The organism is Anaeromyxobacter terrae (assembly GCF_022690685.1).
Lineage (GTDB): Bacteria > Myxococcota > Myxococcia > Myxococcales > Anaeromyxobacteraceae > Anaeromyxobacter > Anaeromyxobacter terrae.
On sequence record NZ_JALCYY010000015.1, the window covers coordinates 40,696 to 58,479 of the forward strand.

19 protein-coding genes are annotated in these 17,784 nt (G+C 71.6%); 8 read left to right on the forward strand and 11 right to left on the reverse strand.

Annotated features, from left to right (window positions below; genetic code table 11):
* The first annotated feature begins 10 nt into the window (after positions 1 to 10).
* Positions 11 to 1,303 (forward strand): hypothetical protein, encoded by a 1,293-nt coding sequence (locus tag MNY62_RS08965; protein WP_242343810.1) that lies wholly within the window; start codon positions 11 to 13, stop codon positions 1,301 to 1,303.
* 45 nt (positions 1,304 to 1,348) lie between these two features.
* Here MNY62_RS08965 and MNY62_RS08970 read toward each other — a convergent pair whose 3' ends face one another.
* Positions 1,349 to 2,821, reverse strand: coding sequence for a hypothetical protein (locus MNY62_RS08970; protein ID WP_242343811.1), 1,473 nt, complete (start codon positions 2,819 to 2,821; stop codon positions 1,349 to 1,351).
* Between the two features lie 512 nt (positions 2,822 to 3,333).
* On the opposite strand from MNY62_RS08970, the gene infA reads away from it, so the two are divergent.
* Positions 3,334 to 3,552, forward strand: a complete 219-nt coding sequence (gene infA, locus MNY62_RS08975) for a translation initiation factor IF-1 (protein WP_242343812.1) — start codon at positions 3,334 to 3,336, stop codon at positions 3,550 to 3,552.
* A 150-nt stretch (positions 3,553 to 3,702) separates the two neighbouring features.
* On the opposite strand, the gene MNY62_RS08980 is transcribed toward infA, so the two are convergent.
* The 3 genes from MNY62_RS08980 to MNY62_RS08990 all read right to left on the reverse strand — a co-directional run bounded on the left by MNY62_RS08980 (position 3,703) and on the right by MNY62_RS08990 (position 6,483).
* The gene (locus MNY62_RS08980; protein WP_242343813.1) at positions 3,703 to 5,439 is read right to left on the reverse strand and encodes an MOSC domain-containing protein; all 1,737 of its coding nucleotides are present in this window, start codon (positions 5,437 to 5,439) and stop codon (positions 3,703 to 3,705) included.
* Positions 5,440 to 5,639: 200 nt separating this feature from the next.
* The gene (locus MNY62_RS08985) at positions 5,640 to 6,059 is read right to left on the reverse strand and encodes a DUF2867 domain-containing protein (RefSeq protein ID WP_242343814.1); all 420 of its coding nucleotides are present in this window, start codon (positions 6,057 to 6,059) and stop codon (positions 5,640 to 5,642) included.
* Positions 6,060 to 6,111: 52 nt separating this feature from the next.
* Positions 6,112 to 6,483 carry a molecular chaperone DnaJ gene (locus MNY62_RS08990; protein ID WP_242343815.1) on the reverse strand — a complete coding sequence of 124 codons (372 nt, stop codon included), beginning with the start codon at positions 6,481 to 6,483 and terminating at the stop codon, positions 6,112 to 6,114.
* 307 nt (positions 6,484 to 6,790) lie between these two features.
* Between MNY62_RS08990 and MNY62_RS08995 the strand changes: the two genes are divergently transcribed.
* A complete protein-coding gene (locus MNY62_RS08995) occupies positions 6,791 to 7,234 on the forward strand; it encodes a YybH family protein (RefSeq protein WP_242343816.1) in 444 nt (147 codons plus the stop codon).
* Positions 7,235 to 7,327: 93 nt separating this feature from the next.
* Here the strand turns inward: MNY62_RS08995 and MNY62_RS09000 are convergent, their stop codons facing one another.
* Together MNY62_RS09000 and MNY62_RS09005 are read right to left on the reverse strand one after the other, a co-directional pair.
* Positions 7,328 to 7,714 (reverse strand): DUF488 domain-containing protein, encoded by a 387-nt coding sequence (locus MNY62_RS09000; protein WP_242343817.1) that lies wholly within the window; start codon positions 7,712 to 7,714, stop codon positions 7,328 to 7,330.
* A 133-nt stretch (positions 7,715 to 7,847) separates the two neighbouring features.
* Positions 7,848 to 8,297 (reverse strand): YbaK/EbsC family protein, encoded by a 450-nt coding sequence (locus tag MNY62_RS09005; RefSeq protein WP_242343818.1) that lies wholly within the window; start codon positions 8,295 to 8,297, stop codon positions 7,848 to 7,850.
* 174 nt (positions 8,298 to 8,471) lie between these two features.
* Between MNY62_RS09005 and MNY62_RS09010 the strand changes: the two genes are divergently transcribed.
* Positions 8,472 to 9,257 carry a phosphatase PAP2 family protein gene (locus tag MNY62_RS09010; protein ID WP_242343819.1) on the forward strand — a complete coding sequence of 262 codons (786 nt, stop codon included), beginning with the start codon at positions 8,472 to 8,474 and terminating at the stop codon, positions 9,255 to 9,257.
* Positions 9,258 to 9,338: 81 nt separating this feature from the next.
* Here the strand turns inward: MNY62_RS09010 and MNY62_RS09015 are convergent, their stop codons facing one another.
* Both MNY62_RS09015 and MNY62_RS09020 read right to left on the reverse strand, forming a co-directional pair.
* Positions 9,339 to 9,698, reverse strand: a complete 360-nt coding sequence (locus tag MNY62_RS09015; RefSeq protein WP_242343820.1) for a response regulator — start codon at positions 9,696 to 9,698, stop codon at positions 9,339 to 9,341.
* A 449-nt stretch (positions 9,699 to 10,147) separates the two neighbouring features.
* The gene (locus tag MNY62_RS09020) at positions 10,148 to 11,170 is read right to left on the reverse strand and encodes an alcohol dehydrogenase (RefSeq protein WP_242343821.1); all 1,023 of its coding nucleotides are present in this window, start codon (positions 11,168 to 11,170) and stop codon (positions 10,148 to 10,150) included.
* A 552-nt stretch (positions 11,171 to 11,722) separates the two neighbouring features.
* Here MNY62_RS09020 and MNY62_RS09025 point away from each other — a divergent pair.
* A complete protein-coding gene (locus MNY62_RS09025; protein ID WP_242343822.1) occupies positions 11,723 to 12,307 on the forward strand; it encodes a DUF892 family protein in 585 nt (194 codons plus the stop codon).
* A 70-nt stretch (positions 12,308 to 12,377) separates the two neighbouring features.
* Positions 12,378 to 12,521: a zf-TFIIB domain-containing protein gene (locus tag MNY62_RS09030; RefSeq protein WP_242343823.1), complete on the forward strand. Its 144-nt coding sequence runs from the start codon at positions 12,378 to 12,380 to the stop codon at positions 12,519 to 12,521.
* 37 nt (positions 12,522 to 12,558) lie between these two features.
* On the opposite strand, the gene MNY62_RS09035 is transcribed toward MNY62_RS09030, so the two are convergent.
* Positions 12,559 to 13,716, reverse strand: a complete 1,158-nt coding sequence (locus tag MNY62_RS09035) for an SCP2 sterol-binding domain-containing protein (RefSeq protein ID WP_242343824.1) — start codon at positions 13,714 to 13,716, stop codon at positions 12,559 to 12,561.
* Complete coding sequence (locus MNY62_RS09040) at positions 13,716 to 14,837, reverse strand: NAD(P)H-dependent oxidoreductase (RefSeq protein ID WP_242343825.1); 1,122 nt, start codon at positions 14,835 to 14,837, stop codon at positions 13,716 to 13,718. Before MNY62_RS09040 ends, MNY62_RS09035 begins: the two co-directional genes overlap by 1 nt.
* A gap of 103 nt (positions 14,838 to 14,940) precedes the next feature.
* Here MNY62_RS09040 and MNY62_RS09045 point away from each other — a divergent pair, with 103 nt between their 5' ends.
* Complete coding sequence (locus MNY62_RS09045; RefSeq protein WP_242343826.1) at positions 14,941 to 15,654, forward strand: TetR/AcrR family transcriptional regulator; 714 nt, start codon at positions 14,941 to 14,943, stop codon at positions 15,652 to 15,654.
* Positions 15,655 to 15,709: 55 nt separating this feature from the next.
* Here the strand turns inward: MNY62_RS09045 and MNY62_RS09050 are convergent, their stop codons facing one another.
* Positions 15,710 to 16,753 (reverse strand): AraC family transcriptional regulator, encoded by a 1,044-nt coding sequence (locus tag MNY62_RS09050; protein WP_242343827.1) that lies wholly within the window; start codon positions 16,751 to 16,753, stop codon positions 15,710 to 15,712.
* 169 nt (positions 16,754 to 16,922) lie between these two features.
* Here MNY62_RS09050 and MNY62_RS09055 point away from each other — a divergent pair, with 169 nt between their 5' ends.
* Positions 16,923 to 17,783, forward strand: a complete 861-nt coding sequence (locus MNY62_RS09055) for a class I SAM-dependent methyltransferase (protein ID WP_242343828.1) — start codon at positions 16,923 to 16,925, stop codon at positions 17,781 to 17,783.
* Position 17,784 lies beyond the last annotated feature (1 nt).

Consider the following 17,784-nt stretch of genomic DNA (forward strand, 5'->3'; position numbering starts at 1 on the left):
GTCCGGCGCCATGATCCGGAAGGAAGCGATCCTCCAGAGCCCGCTGCGGGTCCTCGACCGCTCGATCCACGGCGGGCTCGGCAAGGGTCACCTCGGCCTGATCATGGCGCCCGCGGGCGTCGGGAAGTCCGCGTGCCTCGTGCAGATCGGGCTCGACGCCCTGCTGCGCGAGAAGCCCGTCCTTCACGTCGCGGTCGGGCAATCCGTGGAGCACGTCTCCGCCCGCTACGACGCGCACTTCGAGGAGCTCGCCGAGCGCGTCGACCTGGCCGACCGGCGGGGCGTGCGCGAGTCCATCGCCCACCGGCGGCTCATCTGGGCGTCGGTGGAAGGCACCTTCAGCGCGCGAGGGCTCGACGAGGCGCTGGCTGCGTTCCAGGCGCACCTCGAGGTCGCGCCCTGCACCATCCTCGTCGACGGCTTCGACTGGGAAGATCCCGGGTGCAGCGCGACGGTCGCCGCGGTCAAGGCGAGCGCGGCCGACATCGGGGCCGAGCTCTGGATGACCGCGCGCGACGCGCGAATCGGCGAGGCCGGTCGTGCCCGACGCATGGCCCCGGTGCCGGACGACTGCGCCGCGCTCGTCGACGTCGGCATCCTCCTCGAGCCCCATGGCCGGTGCGCCCGGCTGACGCTGCTGAAGGATTTCGAGCGGTTTCCCGCGTCCGACGTCGCGCTCGTGCTCGAGGGCGGCACGCTCCGGCTGCCCGAGGACGGCGAGGAGCCTCCATCGGACGAGCTCTCCCCGGAGTCGTTCACGCTGCTCGCGAGCGGGTCCACGGGCGCCGAGGAGGAGTTCGGCGCCTGCGCCGAGCGCTGGGGCGTCCGAGAAGTGAACTTCACGTTCCGCGGCCGTCACGAGGTCGCCCGGACGCGCGGGCTCGTCGAGCTGAGCGAGGACGAGCTCGGCGTGGGCGAGGTCAGCGACGCCTACCTGAAGGCGCACATGCACCGTGCGTTTCCGGAGTCGTCGGAGCTGCGGCGCGTGCTCCAGGCCATCTGGCACCAGGTGAGCACGGCGGGCGAGGTGTTCTCGGTCGGCGCCGTCAACCCTGACAAGACCGCCCACGGCGGGACGGGCTGGGCGGTCGAGCTGGCGCGGCAATGGGGAAAGCCGGTCCACCTGTTCGACCAGGAGCGGAAGCGCTGGCTCCGGTGGGATGAGCGGGACTGGGTCGCCGAGGAGCCGCCTGCCATCACGCGCGAGCGGTTCGCGGGCGCCGGCACGCGATCCCTGTCCGACGACGGCCGCGCGGCGATCCGCGGGCTGTTCGAGCGGAGCTTCGGGGCTCCGCGTTCCTAGCCGTCGCTCGCCTGGGTAACCGCTGCGCGCGGAGCTGGGACCGCGTCAGTAGCCGCTCTCGCAGTACGTATCGGGCCCCGGCTGGATGACGTTCGTCGTGTCGATGGCAGCGGTGGGACTCGGGTACTTCGGTGGCAGCGCGGTGCCGTCGTAGCTCGACAGCGGACTCATCGCGAAGGGGTCGACGTCGGCGCGGTACTGCTTGATCTCGTCCTTCGTGACCGTGATGACCATCAGGTCGCACGCCCACGTCATGTACCCGCGCGTCGCGCCGCCGATCGCGTCCTTTCCCAGCCACTGGATCCACTCCTTGCAGTGACTCCAGACGCTCTTCTTCGCGCAGGCGATCGTGTCGTCGGCGACCGTGAAGTGGGCCGCGACCGTGAGCCGCGGATGGACGTCGATCTGGTTGAGGAGATACCCGAACGCTCCCTGCGGCGTGTGTGAGTTCTCGTAGACCGTGGCCGCCAGGGCGACATGCTTCTGGAATTGCTCGTACAGCTCCGGCTGGAGGACCGGGTCGGGGACCCTTGGCAGGCGCAGCGCCTTCACGACGCTCGCTTCCGGCGGCGGCACCATCTCGTGGATGAACACGTCCACGCCCTTGCCTTCGGTCTCCTTGCTGCTGGCCTGCTGGACGCACATCGTCTCGGGCCTGGTGTCGCTCGTATAGATCATGCTGAGCCCATTCCACTCCAGCTTGTAGCCGACGGATCCCTTCCGCGCGTGGACCACCGGGAAGTGCGTGATCCTGACGCCCGTCTCGTGGTTCTCGTAGGCGACGCCGACGCGAGTCCAGTCCAGCTCGATCGCGTACAGCGCGAATCCATCACCGGGCGGGTCGTCTCCGACGTTCACGGCAGCGACGGGCAGGCCCCACTTCGGCGTCTCGTCTCGCCACTCCTCCACCGCCGTCGGCAGGAAGCTGAAGCTCTCGGTGTGCCACCTGCACGCTTCCCTGAGGTTCCTGCAGAGCGCGGTCGTACCGTCGTCGTACAGCCTGCGAGGCGGCGTCGGGCTCTTGACGCGCGAAGGTCCAGGGCCCCAGACGTAGAGCGGCTTCTTGCGGTCGGTCGCCGGCCCGAAGGTGTAGATGCAGGTCAGGTCCGACATGTGGTCTCCGTGCAGGTGGTTCAGGAAGACCTTGTCCATCTTCTTGAAGCCGACGTTCATGGCGGTGTAGTTGCCCATGACGCCGCTGCCGCAGTCGAAGATGAACTGGTCCGGCGCCGTGCCGTTGGACCCCGGGCCGACCTCCACGAACACGCTCATCATCTCCTGCGCGGGCCTGGCGGGAGGGAACCCCGATCCCATGAACGTGATTCGCAGCTCGTCCATCCCCGCCGGCCTCAGGGGGGGAGTGACGGTGTCCAGCTCCTCGGAGAACAAGGTGTAGGCGTCCCGCTTCTCCGGCGTCGGATAGCAGTCGCCCGTGTCCAGGGTGCATTGGCTCGCCGCCCGGCCGATCCCCGATCCGGCGATGGCGAGGCCTCCCAGCGCGAGGCCGGACCCCTTCAACAGGCTTCTCCGCGTCAACCCCGCCTCGGGCTTCCTCTCGTCCGGCGACGTCATGGGACCCCCCCGACCGCAAGGCTTCTGGTGCTCTGGTGAACGCTCCGTGGATGGATTCACGGAAAACTGTCCGCCGCGATCGGTGATGCGTAAAGGGGCAGGACGGGTTCGGACGATCGCCCGCGACACTCCCTGCAGTCGAGCTTTCCAGAGCTCGACCGCCAACGATCGCGGACCGTGTCGTTCCGCCGCGCCTGCCGGGAGACGCTCGCCCGCGGCAGCACCCGGCGTCGTCGATTCAGCGCACGCAGAAGAAGCTGCTGGGGCTAGACGGCCTGCCTCCCGAGGGCTCATCACGCCGTGGCGGCGGCCACCGGAACGAGCCTCGGGAACGACCGGCGCCCAGTCGGACGCGTTCCAGGGATTGGGTGTAGAGTGCCGCCCCTCGCGTAACGCGCCGACGGCGCCGTGGCGAGGCGCGGCGTCGTCATCCGATGGACTCAACGAGAAGGAGAGAGATGAGCGAGAAGGAAGCCGGTATCGAAGTGCAGGGCAAGGTGGAAGAGGCGTGCGGCGGCATGTACCGCGTGAAGGTCGATCAGGGCCCGACCGTACTGGCCTACGCGTCCGGAAAGATGAAGCGGTTCCACATCCGCATCATCACGGGCGACCGGGTCAAGCTGGAGCTGTCGCCGTACGACCTGACTCGCGGCCGCATCACGTATCGCGACAAGTAGCGCCGGACCTCTCGAGCACCGCGCGGACGCTGGCCGCGCTCGGGATCGCCGAGCTCGGCTCGAGGTCGTCGGGACCGGCCGCCCACGAGCCGTGGGCGCCGCGCGTCACCGCGAGTTCCGCCTCGAGGACACCCCCTACCCTCGGCGCGTTCAGAGATCGATGATCACGTCTCCGGCGGGCCTCGAGCAGCAGATGAGCACGCTGCCGGCCGCGGGAGGGTCGAGCGGCTCGGGGTCGTAGCCCACCTTTCCCGAGATGAGCCCGCTCTGGCAGTTGTGGCAGACGCCCGTGCGGCACGACCACCTCGCCGGCACGTCGCAGGCCTCCGCCAGCTCGAGCAGGCTGCCGAGCGACGGGTTCCAGGGGACGGCGAGCCCGCTCCTGGCGAAGGAGACGAGCGGTCCCGGCCCGGGCGATCCGAGGGGCGGGTGCGGCGTGCGGGCGACGGCGGGAGCGATCCCCGGCGTCATCGCTTCGCCGGGCCCGAACACTTCGGTATGGATGCGGCCGCGGGAGATTCCCCACCCCGCGAGGCCGCCGGTCAGGTCGCGGAGGAACGCGGGAGGGCCGCACAGGTAGAAGTCCGCATCCCGGGGAACGCCCACCTCCTCGAGAGCGGCGAGGGTGAGACGTCCGGGGGCGTCGAAATCGACCCCGGGCACGTCCTCCGGGCGCGGCCTGCTGTAGCGGACGTGAGAGTGCCCGCCGAGGAGCGCACGGAGCAGGCCGCGGGACTCCTCGCGGAACGGGTGGTCGTCACGGTTGCGTCCCCCGAACAGCCACCACACGTCCCGCCGCGACGCCTCCGCCGCCAGCACGTGGAGCATCGCCAGCACCGGCGTCGCTCCCACGCCGGCGCTGAGCAGGACGACGGGGCCCTCGCCGTCACGCAAGGTGAACGTACCCCGGGGCGCGCTCACCTCCACCCGATCGCCCACGCGAGCGCGGTCGACGAGGTAGGTGCTCGCCACGCCATGGGGCTCGCGTTTGACGCTGACGCGGTAGCGCTCGGCGCTCGGCGCGCCGGAGAGCGAATAGCTGCGCAGCACGGGAGGCGATCCAGGAGTGGGCCGAAGCCGCAGCACCACGAACTGTCCCCCCAGCGCGGCAACGAGGGGGGACCCGTCGGCGGGCTCGAGCTCGATGGATGCGACGCTGCTGCTCTCCCGGGCGATGCGCGCGATCCGGAGCGGGCGAAAGCCCGGCCATGCAGGTGGGGCCGATGACGTAGGGTCGAGCCCGGGGTTGCCGGCGGGCGTCCCTGCGATCCTTCCCTCGTGCTCGAGCATGGCCTGGAAGGATCCTCTCCAGCCCGGGCTGAGCGCCGGGATACGGAGCGCCCGCTCCAGGTCCGCGCGGACGTGGCCGGGCAGGTAGAGGAGCGCGTTCACCCGCGCGACCGTCATGCGCTCGGGGCCATCGGCCACCTTGACGATCTCGTCGCCCGCCGAGACCTCGCCCTCCTGGAGCACGCGCATGTAGAACCCGGGCCTGCCGCTCGAGACGAGCAGCGCGGGCATCCGGGGCTCGTTCATGCGGATGCCGACGCGGTAGCAGGTCACGCGTGGCTGCGTCACCTCGAAGATCGCTCCCCCGACGCGATACCGGTCGCCGATGCACACCTCGTCGTCGGGCAGGCCATCGACCGTGAGGTTCTCGCCGAATTGCCCAAAGGTGGAGCCACTCCGCCCGAGCTCCCTCTCCCAGAATCGGTACGAGTCGAGCTGGTAGACGAGCACCGCCCGCTGCTCGCCCCCGTGACCGGCCAGGTCGCCCTGCCTGTCGCCGTCGATGTTGAGCCGCCTCACCATGCGCCGGCCAGCCACGGGCGCCTTCCAGACGGACGTGTGAACGGTCTGGCCGTGCCATGCGACGTCGCGGGGCACGCCTACGTTCACTGATAGCAATCGAGCCACCTGGTACCCCCTCGCTCCCTCCCCTCGCCAGCAGCGCGGCCGGCCCGGAAAGAGGATGCCTCGATGTTAGGAGGCGCCCTTCCCAGGCGCGACCCGGACCCAATGGCGCCCCGCGGAGAACTGAACCCCCGCCCGCGCAGGACACGAGGGACGCGGCGGAGTGAACGCCGTCAGGTCGCGCGGGCGACCTGCCGCAGCAGGCGCCGGGTCGCGAGCCGGTGCCCGCCGCTCCCGATGACCGCGGCACGGTAGAGCCGGCCGAGGACGCCGGGGAACGCGGCGTGCGTCTGCGCGCGCAGGCGGTCGCCGTCGAGGACGAACGTCAACGCGTAGTCGGAGAAGCGGTGGCGCCCGCGCAGGGCGAGCCGCCGGCCGGGATCGGCCTCGACCACCCGGAAGCCCGGCACCGCGTCTCCGGGCCGACCGGCGAACTCGGCCGTGCCCTGCGCGGGGTCGCAGCCCAGGATCCGCGCGATCGGCGCGCTGCCGCCCATCTCGCGGCGCAGGACCTTCAAGAGCGAAGTCCAGACCACGTCGGCGGAGGCGTCGACCTGCTGGCTGTGCTCGTCGATGTAAGGCAGCTGATCCATGGAGCGCGGCCCGAGGGCGAACGGGAGCGGGTCGCCGCGGGCGGTCCCGGGCTCATCCCCCCGCCGGCCGGGCCTGCTTGCGAACCTTCTTGATGAAGGTCTTGGTGCACCGTCCGTGCGTGCTCTCGTGGTTCACGATCTCCGCGATCAGGCGCGTCTTCGCGTCCGCGGCCAGCACCGTGGAGGCGTTCACCTCCTGCGCGAGCTGCACGCCCTCCGACGTGGCGGGCACCTTTGGCCCCGTGGACACCGCGGGCGCCGGGCGATGATGCGAGGGCTTCGTCTTGGTGACGTCGTGGAAGCCGGATGATGCCTCGGCGCGTCGCCCGGACCCGTGGCAGCTGGGGCAGGTGGCGGTGCTGCCGCCGAACACGTTGCCGACGCGGCCGTCTCCACCACACATCCTGCAGGTCTCACCTTCCAAGGGATCCTCCGTGGAAGGTCGCGCCTGCACGGGCTCGCCGGTTCGCTCGCATGCGAAGACCGTAGCACGCTGAGCGGTCCCATGCTGGGAGGCGCACCGAGCACGAACCCCGGCACGCGCGCTCCATCATGCCGGGCAGCGCGCCAGGCGTGGATCCCGGGAAACCGGCCGGCGCCCGCGCTCCTTGGACGGGAGCTGATGTGCCGGCCAGCCGGCCGGATGGACCACCCGAACCGGCGTCCCCGCCTGGCCTTTGCGCGCGGGCGCGCGCGTCGCCACCGGCAGGACTCAGGCCGGAGGTGTGCTCATGGAGACGATGCAAGACGTCGGGACGAAGGACTACAAGGCGGAGCCCTCTCTCGAGACTGCGTTCCGGAAGTTCAACGAAGCGTTCAACCGGTTCGACACGAAGCAGGTGGCGGCGTTCTGGGCCGAGGACGGCACCCTCATCACCCCCATCGGAGAAGTCGGAAAGGGCCGCTCCGGCGTCGAGGCCGCGTACCGCCACGACTGCGAGACCATCCTCGCGGGCACGACGTCGAGGTTCACGATCTCCTCCGTGCGGCGCCTGGGAGACGAGCTCGCGTTCATGGACCTCGACCACGAGCTCCAGAACTTCAGGATGCCGGACGGCTCGACGGGGACGATGAAGCTGCACCTCGTGGTGCTCGCGAAGAAGAGCGGGAGCACGTGGCAGTGGCTGGACGCGCGCCCGTACGCGTACCTCCCCCCGCTTCCGTCGGTGCACTGAAGCCGCGGACGTCGATGCGTCTCCGGGTCGAGCTCCGGAGACGCACCGCTGCCATCGCAGCCTCCCCCTGCCGCTCGGGGCGCGTCCACACGCTCACCCCATCCTCGCCCCGCGCGCGACGAGCAGCTCCCGCAGCACCGACCGGTGGCAGCGCGCCTCGTCCTCGCAGTAGCACCCCACCGAGAAGTCCGCGGTGTGCGAGAGCGCAGCGAGCAGGTCGAGCGTGCGGCTCGCCGCTGGCTCTGCCATCTCGGCGCGAAACTTCTTCGCGAACGCCGCCCAGTCCCGCTCGGTCCGCGCCGCTCTTCCGAGCTTCATCGTCCCGACGCTCGGCGCGAGGTTCGGATACCAGACGTCATACCAGTCGTCCGAGGCAAAGCGCGTCGCCGGAACGCCACGCGGCGGGCGGCGCACGGTGCCGATCCGTAAGCCCTCTCCGGCGGGGCGGGGACTGCCGAGGCGGACGACGAGAACCGTCATGACTTCCCTCTCGTTCAGGAGTTCGGCGCGGGCGCGGTGGCCGGTGCCGCGGGGAGCGTAGCCGATCGACGAACGATCTCGGTCCAAGACCTGCGAGGAGGCGGCGCGCTGGGCGCGAAACGGCCCGCGAGGGTCACGGCGGCGCCGATGCCGCGATGCGCGCGACCGTCCCGCCCGTCATCCGCACGAGCTCGGCGGGGGTCAGCTCGAAGACGGCGTGCGGGTGACCGGCCGCCGCCCAGATGCGCTCATACGCGAGCAGCGCCTCGTCCACCACCGCCAGCACCGGCTGCGCGTGTCCGATGGGTGGCACGCCGCCGATGGCGAACCCGGTGCGCTCGCGCACGAACTCAGCCGACGCGCGCGAGATGCGCTCGCCGATGACCGCCGACACCGCCCGCTCGTCGACGCGGTGGCTTCCGCTGGCCGCGACGAGCACCGCTCGCCCGCTCGGCTTCGCCTCGAAGAGGAGTGACTTCACGATCTGCCCGACGGCGCAGCCGACCGCCGTCGCAGCCTCGGCCGCGGTCCGCGCCGAGTCGGGCAGCTCGATCACCGTGTTGGCGAAGCCAGCGCCTCGCAACGCATCCTGAACCCTCTGAGAACTCGGCTTCAGCGCCATGATCGTGGTCCCACCGTGGATGTATAGCGCAGCTCGGAACCTGCGTGAGCGATCGACGAGGCGACCCGCTGTCGGGTGCGTCAGACCCGCCCAGCGCGGTGGCGGCCACTCGTTTGCATCCCAAGATTGTCGCGGATGAAGCGTTCGCTGACGGTCGCTGTCGCCGCCTGTGCGGCCCTCGCCTGGCCCGCCGCTCCCTCCGCCGATGACCTCACCGTCCATCCGGCCGTCGACGTCCCGGTGACCCTCCTCGCAGGGGCCCTCGCCGCGGGCCTCGCCCTCCCCCAGCTCTCGCCGAGCCATTGCCGGTTCTGCGCCGTGAACCGCCTCGACGAGGCCGCGCGCGATGCGATCCGGCTGCCCGGCGCTGGCGCCGCGCTCCGCGCCCGACACATCTCCGACGTGATCGACAGCGGCGTGCTGTCCGTGGGCGCGGTCACGCTCTCCGCGCTCGGCGCGGCGCAGGACGGGATGCGGCAGACGTTCTTCGAGGACATGCTCGTCGTCGCGGAATCCGTCGCGATCGCGTCGGACCTCGCGAACGCCGCGAAGGACGGCTTCGCACGGCCACGCCCGGCCGGCGGCTCCGCGTTCATGCCGGGGTCGCGCGATCGCAGCTTCTACTCGGGCCACACCTCGTTCGCGTTCTCGCTCGCGACGGCGACCGCGACGGTCGCGACCATCCGGGGCAGATCGTGGGCGCCTTGGGCGTGGGGCGCCGGGCTCACGCTGGCGACCGGGGTGGGCTACCTCCGGATGGCCGGCGACGCGCACTGGCTCACCGACGTCGTCGCGGGCGCGGCCGTCGGGAGCGCGGTCGGGTTCGCGGTCCCCTGGTTCTTCCATCGCAGGTCGGGCCCGCGCCGACGCCGCGGCCTGGATCTGCAGCCCGCGCCGGGCGGCATCGCGCTGGTGTTTTGAGCGCTGCCGAAAGCGAGCGTGGCGGTCCGCACGCCCTCACCGGCAGCGGGGTGTGACCACCGAGGCGGGCGACGAGAACCGTCAAGGCTCGGCCGGCGAGGCCTGCGAGATGGCACGGAGAAGGTCCGCGACCTCGAAGGGCTTCTGGAGCTTCGCGTGCGCTTCGACGTCGCCGCAGTCCTGCGCAGACATGACGACCACCGGGATCGGCGCGAGCGCTGGATCTGCAAGCTGCGCCTCTCGAAAGTTCCACCCGTTCATCACGGGCATCATCAAGTCGAGCAGTATCAGGTCTGGAACGGCAGGCTCACGCCGGAGCAGGCGCAGCGCCGCGCACCCGTTCTCCGCCTGCTCGGTCGAGAACCCCTCGAGCGCCAGGAGCTCGACCACGCTCTCCCGCAGATCGGGGTCGTCCTCCACGACGAGTACCTTGGCCGTCACGGCGCGAGCCCCCGGGGAGCCCTCCCCGCGACGGCGGGCTCGCGCCGCGCGGCGGTCGCGTCGAGACCTGCGCGACCCAGCGCGTCCTTCAGGTTCCACCACGCCCTGACGAGCCGCCGCCACCGTGAAGGAGTGCAGTCTCGCCGGGCAGCCGCGAGCGCGTGTTCGTAGGTGGTGCGAGCGAGCGTGACGCGCGCTGTCGTAGTCAACGGTTCCTCCGTATCGGATGAGTTCCTCCTTCAAGCTCGACGTTCGTAGAGCAGGGCGCAACCGCCGCCTCGCGGCGCACCTGCCAGGCACGCATCCCGCCGTTCGTCATCGCGTCAGGTGCGCGCTCGACGCCGAGAGGTGCGAACGGAGCCGGGAGCAGTCGGCCACCCATGCCGGGGGCCGCAGGGCGGTCAGGCTCGCCAGGCACGGGCCGCCCGAGGCCTGGTCGCCGGTGAGCGCTACGGCCGGACCTGCAGCACGACCCGGAACCGCGCCCGGTTCGTGATCATCCGCTCGAAGGCGTCGTTCACCTGGCTGAGCGGGAATGCTTCGTTCCGCGAGGCGACCGCATTGAGCGCGCTGAAGGCCAGCGTCTCCTCGGAGTCCTTCGCCGTGCCGCTCGGCCAACCCTGCACCCGGCGCCGCCCTCCGATGAGCGGGAACGGCGAGACCTGGATCGGATCGGCCGACGCGCCGAGGACGAGAAGCGTCCCGTTGCGTCCCAGGCCGCCCATCAGCGCCGACATGAGCTGCGCGTTCGGCGCCGTGGCGAGGATGACGCGGGCGCCGCCCAGCTTCTGCAGCGCGGCCGCCGCGTCGCCGGTCTCCTGGTCGACGTACTCGTGCGCGCCGAGCTCCAGCGCGAGCGCGCGCTTCTCCGCACCGCGCGAGAGCGCGACGGTCCGGAAGCCGAGCTTCCGGGCGTACTGGAGGCCGAGGTGGCCGAGGCCCCCGATACCCTGCACCGCCACCAGGTCGCCGGCCCGGGCGCCGCTGTTGCGCAGCGAGTTGAACGTGGTGACGCCGGCACAGAGCAGCGGAGCGGCGGCGACCGAGTCGAGCGCGTCCGGGATGGCGGCGAGCGCCTCCTGCGGCGCGACCATGTACTCCGCGTACCCGCCGTCGTAGCTGAAGCCGCAGACGAGGCCACGTTCGCACTCGATGAAGTCGCCCGAGCGGCACGCCTCGCACACGCCGCAGTGCCCCCCGTGCCAGCCCACGCCGACACGCTGCCCGGGGCGCCAGGCGACCACGCCCGCGCCGACGGCGTCGATGCGGCCGACCACCTCGTGGCCAGGGACGCGCGGGTAGGTCAGGCCTGGGTAGGTGCCGTCCGTCACGAACGCGTCCGAGTGGCAGATGCCGCAGGCCTCGACCGCGATGCGGACACGTCCCGCTGCCGCCTCGGGCACCGGACGCTCCACGAGCGCAAAGCCCGAGCCGGGCCTGGTGACCTCGACTGCTCGCATCGTCTTCGCCACGCGCCACCTCCGCCGCCGGGTTCCGCCCAGCGGCCACGTGCGGCGAGCCGACCAGGCGGCGAGAACATGACCACCGCGGAGCGGCAACGCTACGCAGCCGGCGCGACGTCCGGACGCGGGCGCCTGACCTTCCTCACGGCCGCACGGCATCCGGTCGAGGTGCGAGCGGCGGCGTCGTTCCACGGCGGCGGACTCGTGACCCGCCATGGCCGCCGCGGACGCCGCAGGACGAGGTAGCGCGTCCGAGTCGGTGCGGAATGGGGATTCAACCGGTTCTTACGCCCCACGCGGCCAGAGACGCCGAGAAGAGCCGCCGAGGACGCCACCGTACATCTGCGGCGACGGTGTGGCCGCGTCGGCCACCGTGGCTGCGGAGGCTGAAGTCGGGAGCGCCGTGGCGGCGCCGACCTGATTCCGCAATCTCTCGCTGGAGCCGGAGTCCGTATGAATAGGCTCGTCGACAAGAACAGGGAAAAGGTGATGGACGTACTCGCGGAGCGCCTCTGCTTCGAGCGTACGAGCGTGAAGCTGTACGAGAAGGTCCTGGAGCGCATGCGCCGGATGCTCGGCTGGAACGCCGCGGCTTCGGACGCCGGTGACTACACCACGTACGGCTTGAGCGGCTTCCGTGACCCAGATGCGTTGCGGGCTCTGCGCAAGGACATCGAGCGAGAGCAGGGCGGTGCTGCCGCCGAGAGCGATCCCGAGGAGAGGTTCACCGCTGCGATCCTGCGGGACGTGGAGGCATGCCGCGATCAGGAGAAGGCACACGCACGCTGGCTCGAGGAGTACATCCGGAAGCTCGGCGGCGACCCGGAGCGCATGACGGAGATGGCGAAGCTGAGCACGCGAGAGTCGCGGGGCATCGACGCCGTGATCATGAAGGACGCCGAGCTCCCCCACCTGTTCCATGCGTTGCTCGCGGCGGAGCACCTCGACGCGGCGGGGTGGGACCTGCTCGTCGCGCTCGCCGACGACGCGGGCGATCGCGACACCAGGGACGAGTTCGAGAAGCGACTGCGCGAAGAGGAGCAGCACCTCTCGTTCGTACGCGAGGCCTTGCGGACCTTCGCGGCCCACGCAATCCTGGGCCAGGACTTCCGGTCGCCCACGCTCGGCGCGCCACCGGCGCATTGAGCTCCAGCGAGCGGGAGCTCGCAAGTTCGACGGCGGCGCCGCGCGCGCGGCCCGGGTTAGAGTGGACGCCATGCCCATCCACGTTCCCGCGCCCACCCTGCCGACGAACAAGTGCCCGAAGTGCGGCACCGAAGGCGTCGTCGAGCAGTCCATCGGCAACATGACGACCTATGTCTGCCCGAAGTGCGGCGCGCGATGGGTAGGGGCGCGCTGATCCTGCCGGCCTGCGGCGACGCCTCGAGGTCCGTCGCTCAGCGAGAGAGCACGTTCGCCGCCGCGGCGTTCGTGGGGACGGAGGGCCCCCCGTCCCCAGGTTGCGGCCGCGGGCGTCGCCAGAGGGCCGCGAGAGCGAGCGCCGCAGGGATCAGCAGCCACCCCGACGGAGGACGAGGATGTCCCACGAGGAGGAAGCCGGCCGCGGCGATGCCGAGGAGGAGGCGCGCGATGCGCTGGAAGCACGCCAGGCTCTCATCGAGATCGTCGATGCGGCGTAGCCGGGCTCCCCGCTCGTGCCGTCGGGTGAACAGCGCGCCCGCGACGCAGAGCGCGACGCTGGCGCCGCCTGCCGCCCGCTGCGCGATCCAGCCACGCGCTCCCGCCGCCTCGAGGACCCCGAGCGCGACGAAGATGCCGCTCCAGAGCAGCGTCAGGAGGACGTTCGGGTGGCGGAACAGCCCCGTGCTCCAGAGGCGCGGCACGTAGTTCCAGCGCGAGTACTCCGCGGTCAGCGGGTACCGCGCGTGCAGGACCGAGGCGGCCCAGATGGCCGCCAGCGCCAGGAAGCTCGCACCGACGAGGCCGGGCGGTGGCGCTGCTCCCGCGGCGACGCCCGCGCCAGCTGCAGCGAAGACGAGCGCCGTGGAACGCTCGCCGAACGTCGCTCCGCCCCTCGCCTCGCGCGAGCCCCAGATCACCACGGCGATCACGAACCCGGTCAGGACGGCCCTTCCGCTGCCCCAGGCGGCGGTCAGCATCCAGACCGCCTTCCAAGGAAGCAATGCGACGAGGAGCCACGCCATGGCGGGCAGCCGTAGGGGACCAGGCGGCCGCTGTGCTGCGGGGGCGCGGAGCTCCTCGGGCTTCACCTTTCGGAAAAGCCGCGGGAGGCGCTGGAACAGTCCCAGGTCGCCGCTCACCTTCATCCGACCGTCCAGGATCGCGGTCGTCGGGTCGAGAAGGTTCTCGGCCACTGCGCGCCAGACCGCGGCCTCCGTCTCGACCCTGAGCGTCGGCGGCTCGAGGGGACCTCGCTCGAACCGGCAATGGCCGTCGGCGATGATCAGCTGGTACGTGCCGCGCTCCTCTCCGACGAAGGTGAGCTCCACCACCGCGGGATCCGAGCCCAGCGACGCATCGAACCCGAGCGCCATTCCTTCCACCAGCTGCCGCATGCTGACCGGTCGTGTCATCACGGCCTCGCGCTCCCGAAGAGCTCGTTCATCCGGACGAGGAGCCCGATGTCACCGCGGGCACGGTAGGCCCCCTCCTCGAGCGCTCGACGGCCATCCCGGCGCCCGGTGGCGATCGCGGTCCACACCTCGGACTCGGCCTCGATGGTGAGCGTCGGAGTCGACGCCGGCCCCTCCTCGAACCGGCAGGTGCCGTTCTCCACGGCGAGGTGGTAGGTGCCCGGCTCCGCTCCGCCGATGCGGAACTCGATCCGAGCGTCGAGGTCTCCGGCGGCGGCGGAGGCGAACGTGGTGGTCATCCCCGCGACGAGCGTCCTGCAGGAGAGGCCTGCATCGGCTGGGTCGAGGTCCTCCTCGGCGAGCGCGGTCGGCGTCGCGCCGGCCGGGCGACCGTGCCGCGCCATGAGCTCGGTCCAGAATCGGTTCGCCTGCTGGTAGAAGGCGATCCGGCCGCCGGGGAACAGGTCGCGCCCGAGGGCCTCCGCCAGCGCGTCGGGGAGGCGCCCCTCTCGCACCAGCGCGGCTCCCGCGCGGCGGACGTCGGCGAGGTACGGCGCGAACAGCGGCGCCAGCGCCGTGCGCGAGAGCGGCTCGGCGCCGGGTCGGAGCAGCTCGCCCATCCACGTCCAGTGGTGGCGTTCGGCGATGTACCGGAACGTGTGGACCATTGGCGCGAACTGATCCGTGTCCGGGAAGCCGCAGGGCGACACGAGCATCGCTCGCGCGGGCCCATCATGACGCCTGGGGTGCGTGGTCTGCGCGGGCGCTCGCGGATCAGGGACGAGCCACGGCTCGCTCTCCGGCAAGAGGCGGTCGAGGAACGTCTTCATGAGCCCCGTCATCGAGAAGTGGTACAGCGGGGTGCCGAACACCACGACGTCCGCCGCGCGCCAGTCGTCCATGATGCCGGCCATCCCGTCGCGGTCGCGATGGATGCACGCACCGGGCGTGGCTACCCAGCACGTGTAGCAGCCGACGCACGGCCGGAGATCGAGCGCCGCGAGGTGCACGAGCCTCGTGTCCGCGCCCGCGTCCTCCATGCCGGCCAGCAACGCCTCCAGGATGCGGAACGTGGCGCTCACGCGCTTCCGAGGCGAGCCGTTCAAGGCGAGAACCTTCATACGTCCTCCTCCTGGGTGACTGCCGCCGTTTGACGGGCGCAGTCGGGCTGCGTACCCTGGCTGGTACCGAACCGTACCAACGGCGACAGGGAGGATGGTACTGATGGGTACCAAAGTCAAGGGTCGAGCCGTCTCCCGGAAGCCCTCCCCCGCGCGAGCGGTGCCCCGCTCCACGGCAGACGCGCCGCCGGGCGCCGTGGAGGCGCAGGATCCGCGTGCGGCAGCGATCCGCCGCGCCGCCTTCGAGGCGTTCGTGGAGCACGGCGTGTCGGGGGCGACGACCGACGAGATCGCGCGCCGCGCCCAGGTGTCGAAGCGCGAGATCTACCGGCTCTTCGGGAGCAAGGAAGTGCTCTTCACGGAGCTGGTGCGAGAGCGTGCCTCGCTGATGCGGCGCGCCCTCGATCTGCCGCCGCCGTCGGACCGCGCGTCCGCGCTCGAGACGCTCGAGCGCTTCGGGCGCGAGTTCCTGACGCTGCTCACCGCCCCGACGACGGTCGCGGTGTATCGGCTGGTCATCGGAGAGGTCACTCGACTCCCGGAGCTGGGGCGTCAGCTCGACGCGCAAGGGCGCGGCACGGTCTCATCCGCGCTCACGGGCTGGATCACCCTGGCGGCGGACCGAGGGGCTCTGCCGGTCCCGGACGTGCAGCGCGCCGCGGGAAGCTTCATGGCGTTGCTCATGGGCGAGCTTCCGACACGCCTCATGCTCGGTGCGGTCGCCACGCCCCCGGACGGCGAGATACGACGGCGCGCGGCGCTCGCGACGGCGGCCTTCACGCGCCTCTGGCTCTCGTCCGCGCAGCCTGCGGACTGATGCTCCCGCGACTCATGCAACCCTCCCTGCCAGCGAAGTCCCCCGGCCCTTCACCCTAGGTTCCTATGGGGCTGGCTGCAGCCTGAGGGCCAGGGGTCACCACTCGGGCGGCCGGGGCCGGTTGGCGCTCCGCAGCGCGTCGCCTCCGCCACCTCGCAGGCGGCACCCCCACGAGCTTCTTGAACGCGCGGTTGAAAGCGGCCTCCGAGGCATAGCCGACCCGCGCCGCGATCCCCGCCACGCCGTCGTGGCTCGTCGCGATCAGGCCCGCGGCCACCTGCATCCGCCAGCGCGTCAGGTACTGCATGGGCGGCTCGCCGATGAGCGCGGCGAAGCGCTCCGCCAGCGACGAGCGGGCGAGGCCGGCCGCCCGCGCGAGCTGCTCCACGGTCCAGGGATCACCCGGGCTCGCGTGCAGCGCCGCCAGGGCCCGCCCGACGTGCGGGTCGCACAGGCCGGCGAGCCATCCGGAGCGGTTCGGCGCGAGGCCCTCCACGTGGCGACGCACCAGCTCGACGAACATGAGCTCCGAGACCCGGCTCAGCACGCTCTCGCCCCCGAGTCCCGGGGTTCGCGACTCCGCCTCGGCCACCTCGACGAACCGGGACAGCCAGCCGCGACGCGGGCCGTCGCGGTCGCTCGCCCGCAGCACGCGCGGGAGCGCGGCGAGGAGCGGGTTGAAGGGCCGCGCGTCGCATCCGAGGAATCCGCACACCAGCTCCACGTCCGCCGGCCCGGTTCCCCACTTCACCCGGAACGGCAACGCCGAATCGGCGGTCCTCGCGTAGGCGGCGAGATCGGGGGGCGCGGCCCGCAGGCCGGGAGCGCTCGCGAGGACATGAGGATCGCCATGCGGGAAGCAGATGACGTCGCCGGCCTCGAGCGCGAGCGGCGGCTCGCCGAGGATGCCACCCAGGCAACGGCCCCGCGTGACCGCATGGAACTCGATGACATGGTCCACGCCGGGCATCACCTGGCCGGCGATGACGCTGGAGGGCGGCGCCTCGGCCACCCAGGGCGCGGCGCACTCCATGCGGAAGAAGACGGAGCCGGTGAGCCGGACCGAGGCGAGCACGTCGGCAAGCGGATCGGCGCTCATCGGACCTCCGGTCCCGGACGGCCGGGCAAGGCTGGCGGACTCCCGGGCAACCGCCACCAGCGCACGGACGGCAGGGCAACGAAGACGGCGCGTCGAGCAGGTCCCGGCCGGCAGCACTCTCCTACATTCGACGCGGCGATCACGCCACCCAACCCGAAGGGGAACGACCATGAGCAGCCTCGACACCGCCACGCTCGCGCCCGAGCCCATCGCCGCTACACCGGCCCAGCTCGATCTCGCAACCATCAAGACCAAGCAGCAGACCACCTGGGGCACCGGCGACTACTCCGTGATCGGCACGACGCTGCAGATCGTCGGCGAGACGCTCTGCGAGACGGCGGACCTCTCCGCAGGCGAGCGCGTGCTCGACGTCGCGTGCGGCAACGGCAACGCCGCCCTGGCGGCGGCCCGCCGCTTCGCGCTCGTGACCGGCGTCGACTACGTGCCGTCGCTGCTCGACCGGGCGCGCGCCCGTGCCGCCGCCGACGGGCTCGCGCTCGAGCTGCGGGATGGCGACGCCGAGGCGTTGCCGTTCGCGGACGGCGCGTTCGACGTCGTGCTCTCCACGTTCGGCGTCATGTTCACGCCCGACCAGCCGCGCGCCGCTCGCGAGCTGCTGCGGGTGTGCCGCCACGGCGGCCGCATCGCGCTCGCGAGCTGGACCGCCGACGGCTTCATCGGAGAGGTCTTCAAGACGATCGGCGCCCACGTGCCGCCGCCGTCGGGCCTACGGTCCCCGATGGCGTGGGGCACGGAGCCGCGTCTCGCCGAGCTGTTCGGAGGCGAGGCACGGGCGATCAGGACGCAGCGGCGCGACTTCCTCTTCCGCTATCGCTCGCCGGCGCACTGGCTCGAGGTGTTCCGCACCTGGTACGGACCGATTCACCGGGCGTTCCTGTCCCTGACTCCCGGCGCCGGGGCGGCGCTGGAGCGCGACCTCACGACGCTGCTCGAGGCGATGAACGTCGCGCGCGACGGCACGCTCACCGTGCCCGGCACGTACCTCGAGGCGGTGATCACCCGCGCCTGAG

Bases quoted from the DNA above. Each gene is read 5' to 3' on its own strand.
- MNY62_RS08965 (WP_242343810.1), top strand. From the start codon at position 11: ATGATCCGGAAGGAAGCGATCCTCCAGAGCCCGCTGCGGGTCCTCGAC.
- infA (WP_242343812.1), top strand. From the start codon at position 3,334: ATGAGCGAGAAGGAAGCCGGTATCGAAGTGCAGGGCAAGGTGGAAGAG.
- MNY62_RS08985 (WP_242343814.1), bottom strand. From the start codon at position 6,059: ATGGATCAGCTGCCTTACATCGACGAGCACAGCCAGCAGGTCGACGCC.
- MNY62_RS08995 (WP_242343816.1), top strand. From the start codon at position 6,791: ATGGAGACGATGCAAGACGTCGGGACGAAGGACTACAAGGCGGAGCCC.
- MNY62_RS09000 (WP_242343817.1), bottom strand. From the start codon at position 7,714: ATGACGGTTCTCGTCGTCCGCCTCGGCAGTCCCCGCCCCGCCGGAGAG.
- MNY62_RS09010 (WP_242343819.1), top strand. From the start codon at position 8,472: ATGAAGCGTTCGCTGACGGTCGCTGTCGCCGCCTGTGCGGCCCTCGCC.
- MNY62_RS09025 (WP_242343822.1), top strand. From the start codon at position 11,723: ATGCGCCGGATGCTCGGCTGGAACGCCGCGGCTTCGGACGCCGGTGAC.
- MNY62_RS09030 (WP_242343823.1), top strand. From the start codon at position 12,378: ATGCCCATCCACGTTCCCGCGCCCACCCTGCCGACGAACAAGTGCCCG.
- MNY62_RS09035 (WP_242343824.1), bottom strand. From the start codon at position 13,716: ATGACACGACCGGTCAGCATGCGGCAGCTGGTGGAAGGAATGGCGCTC.
- MNY62_RS09040 (WP_242343825.1), bottom strand. From the start codon at position 14,837: ATGAAGGTTCTCGCCTTGAACGGCTCGCCTCGGAAGCGCGTGAGCGCC.
- MNY62_RS09045 (WP_242343826.1), top strand. From the start codon at position 14,941: ATGGGTACCAAAGTCAAGGGTCGAGCCGTCTCCCGGAAGCCCTCCCCC.
- MNY62_RS09050 (WP_242343827.1), bottom strand. From the start codon at position 16,753: ATGAGCGCCGATCCGCTTGCCGACGTGCTCGCCTCGGTCCGGCTCACC.
- MNY62_RS09055 (WP_242343828.1), top strand. From the start codon at position 16,923: ATGAGCAGCCTCGACACCGCCACGCTCGCGCCCGAGCCCATCGCCGCT.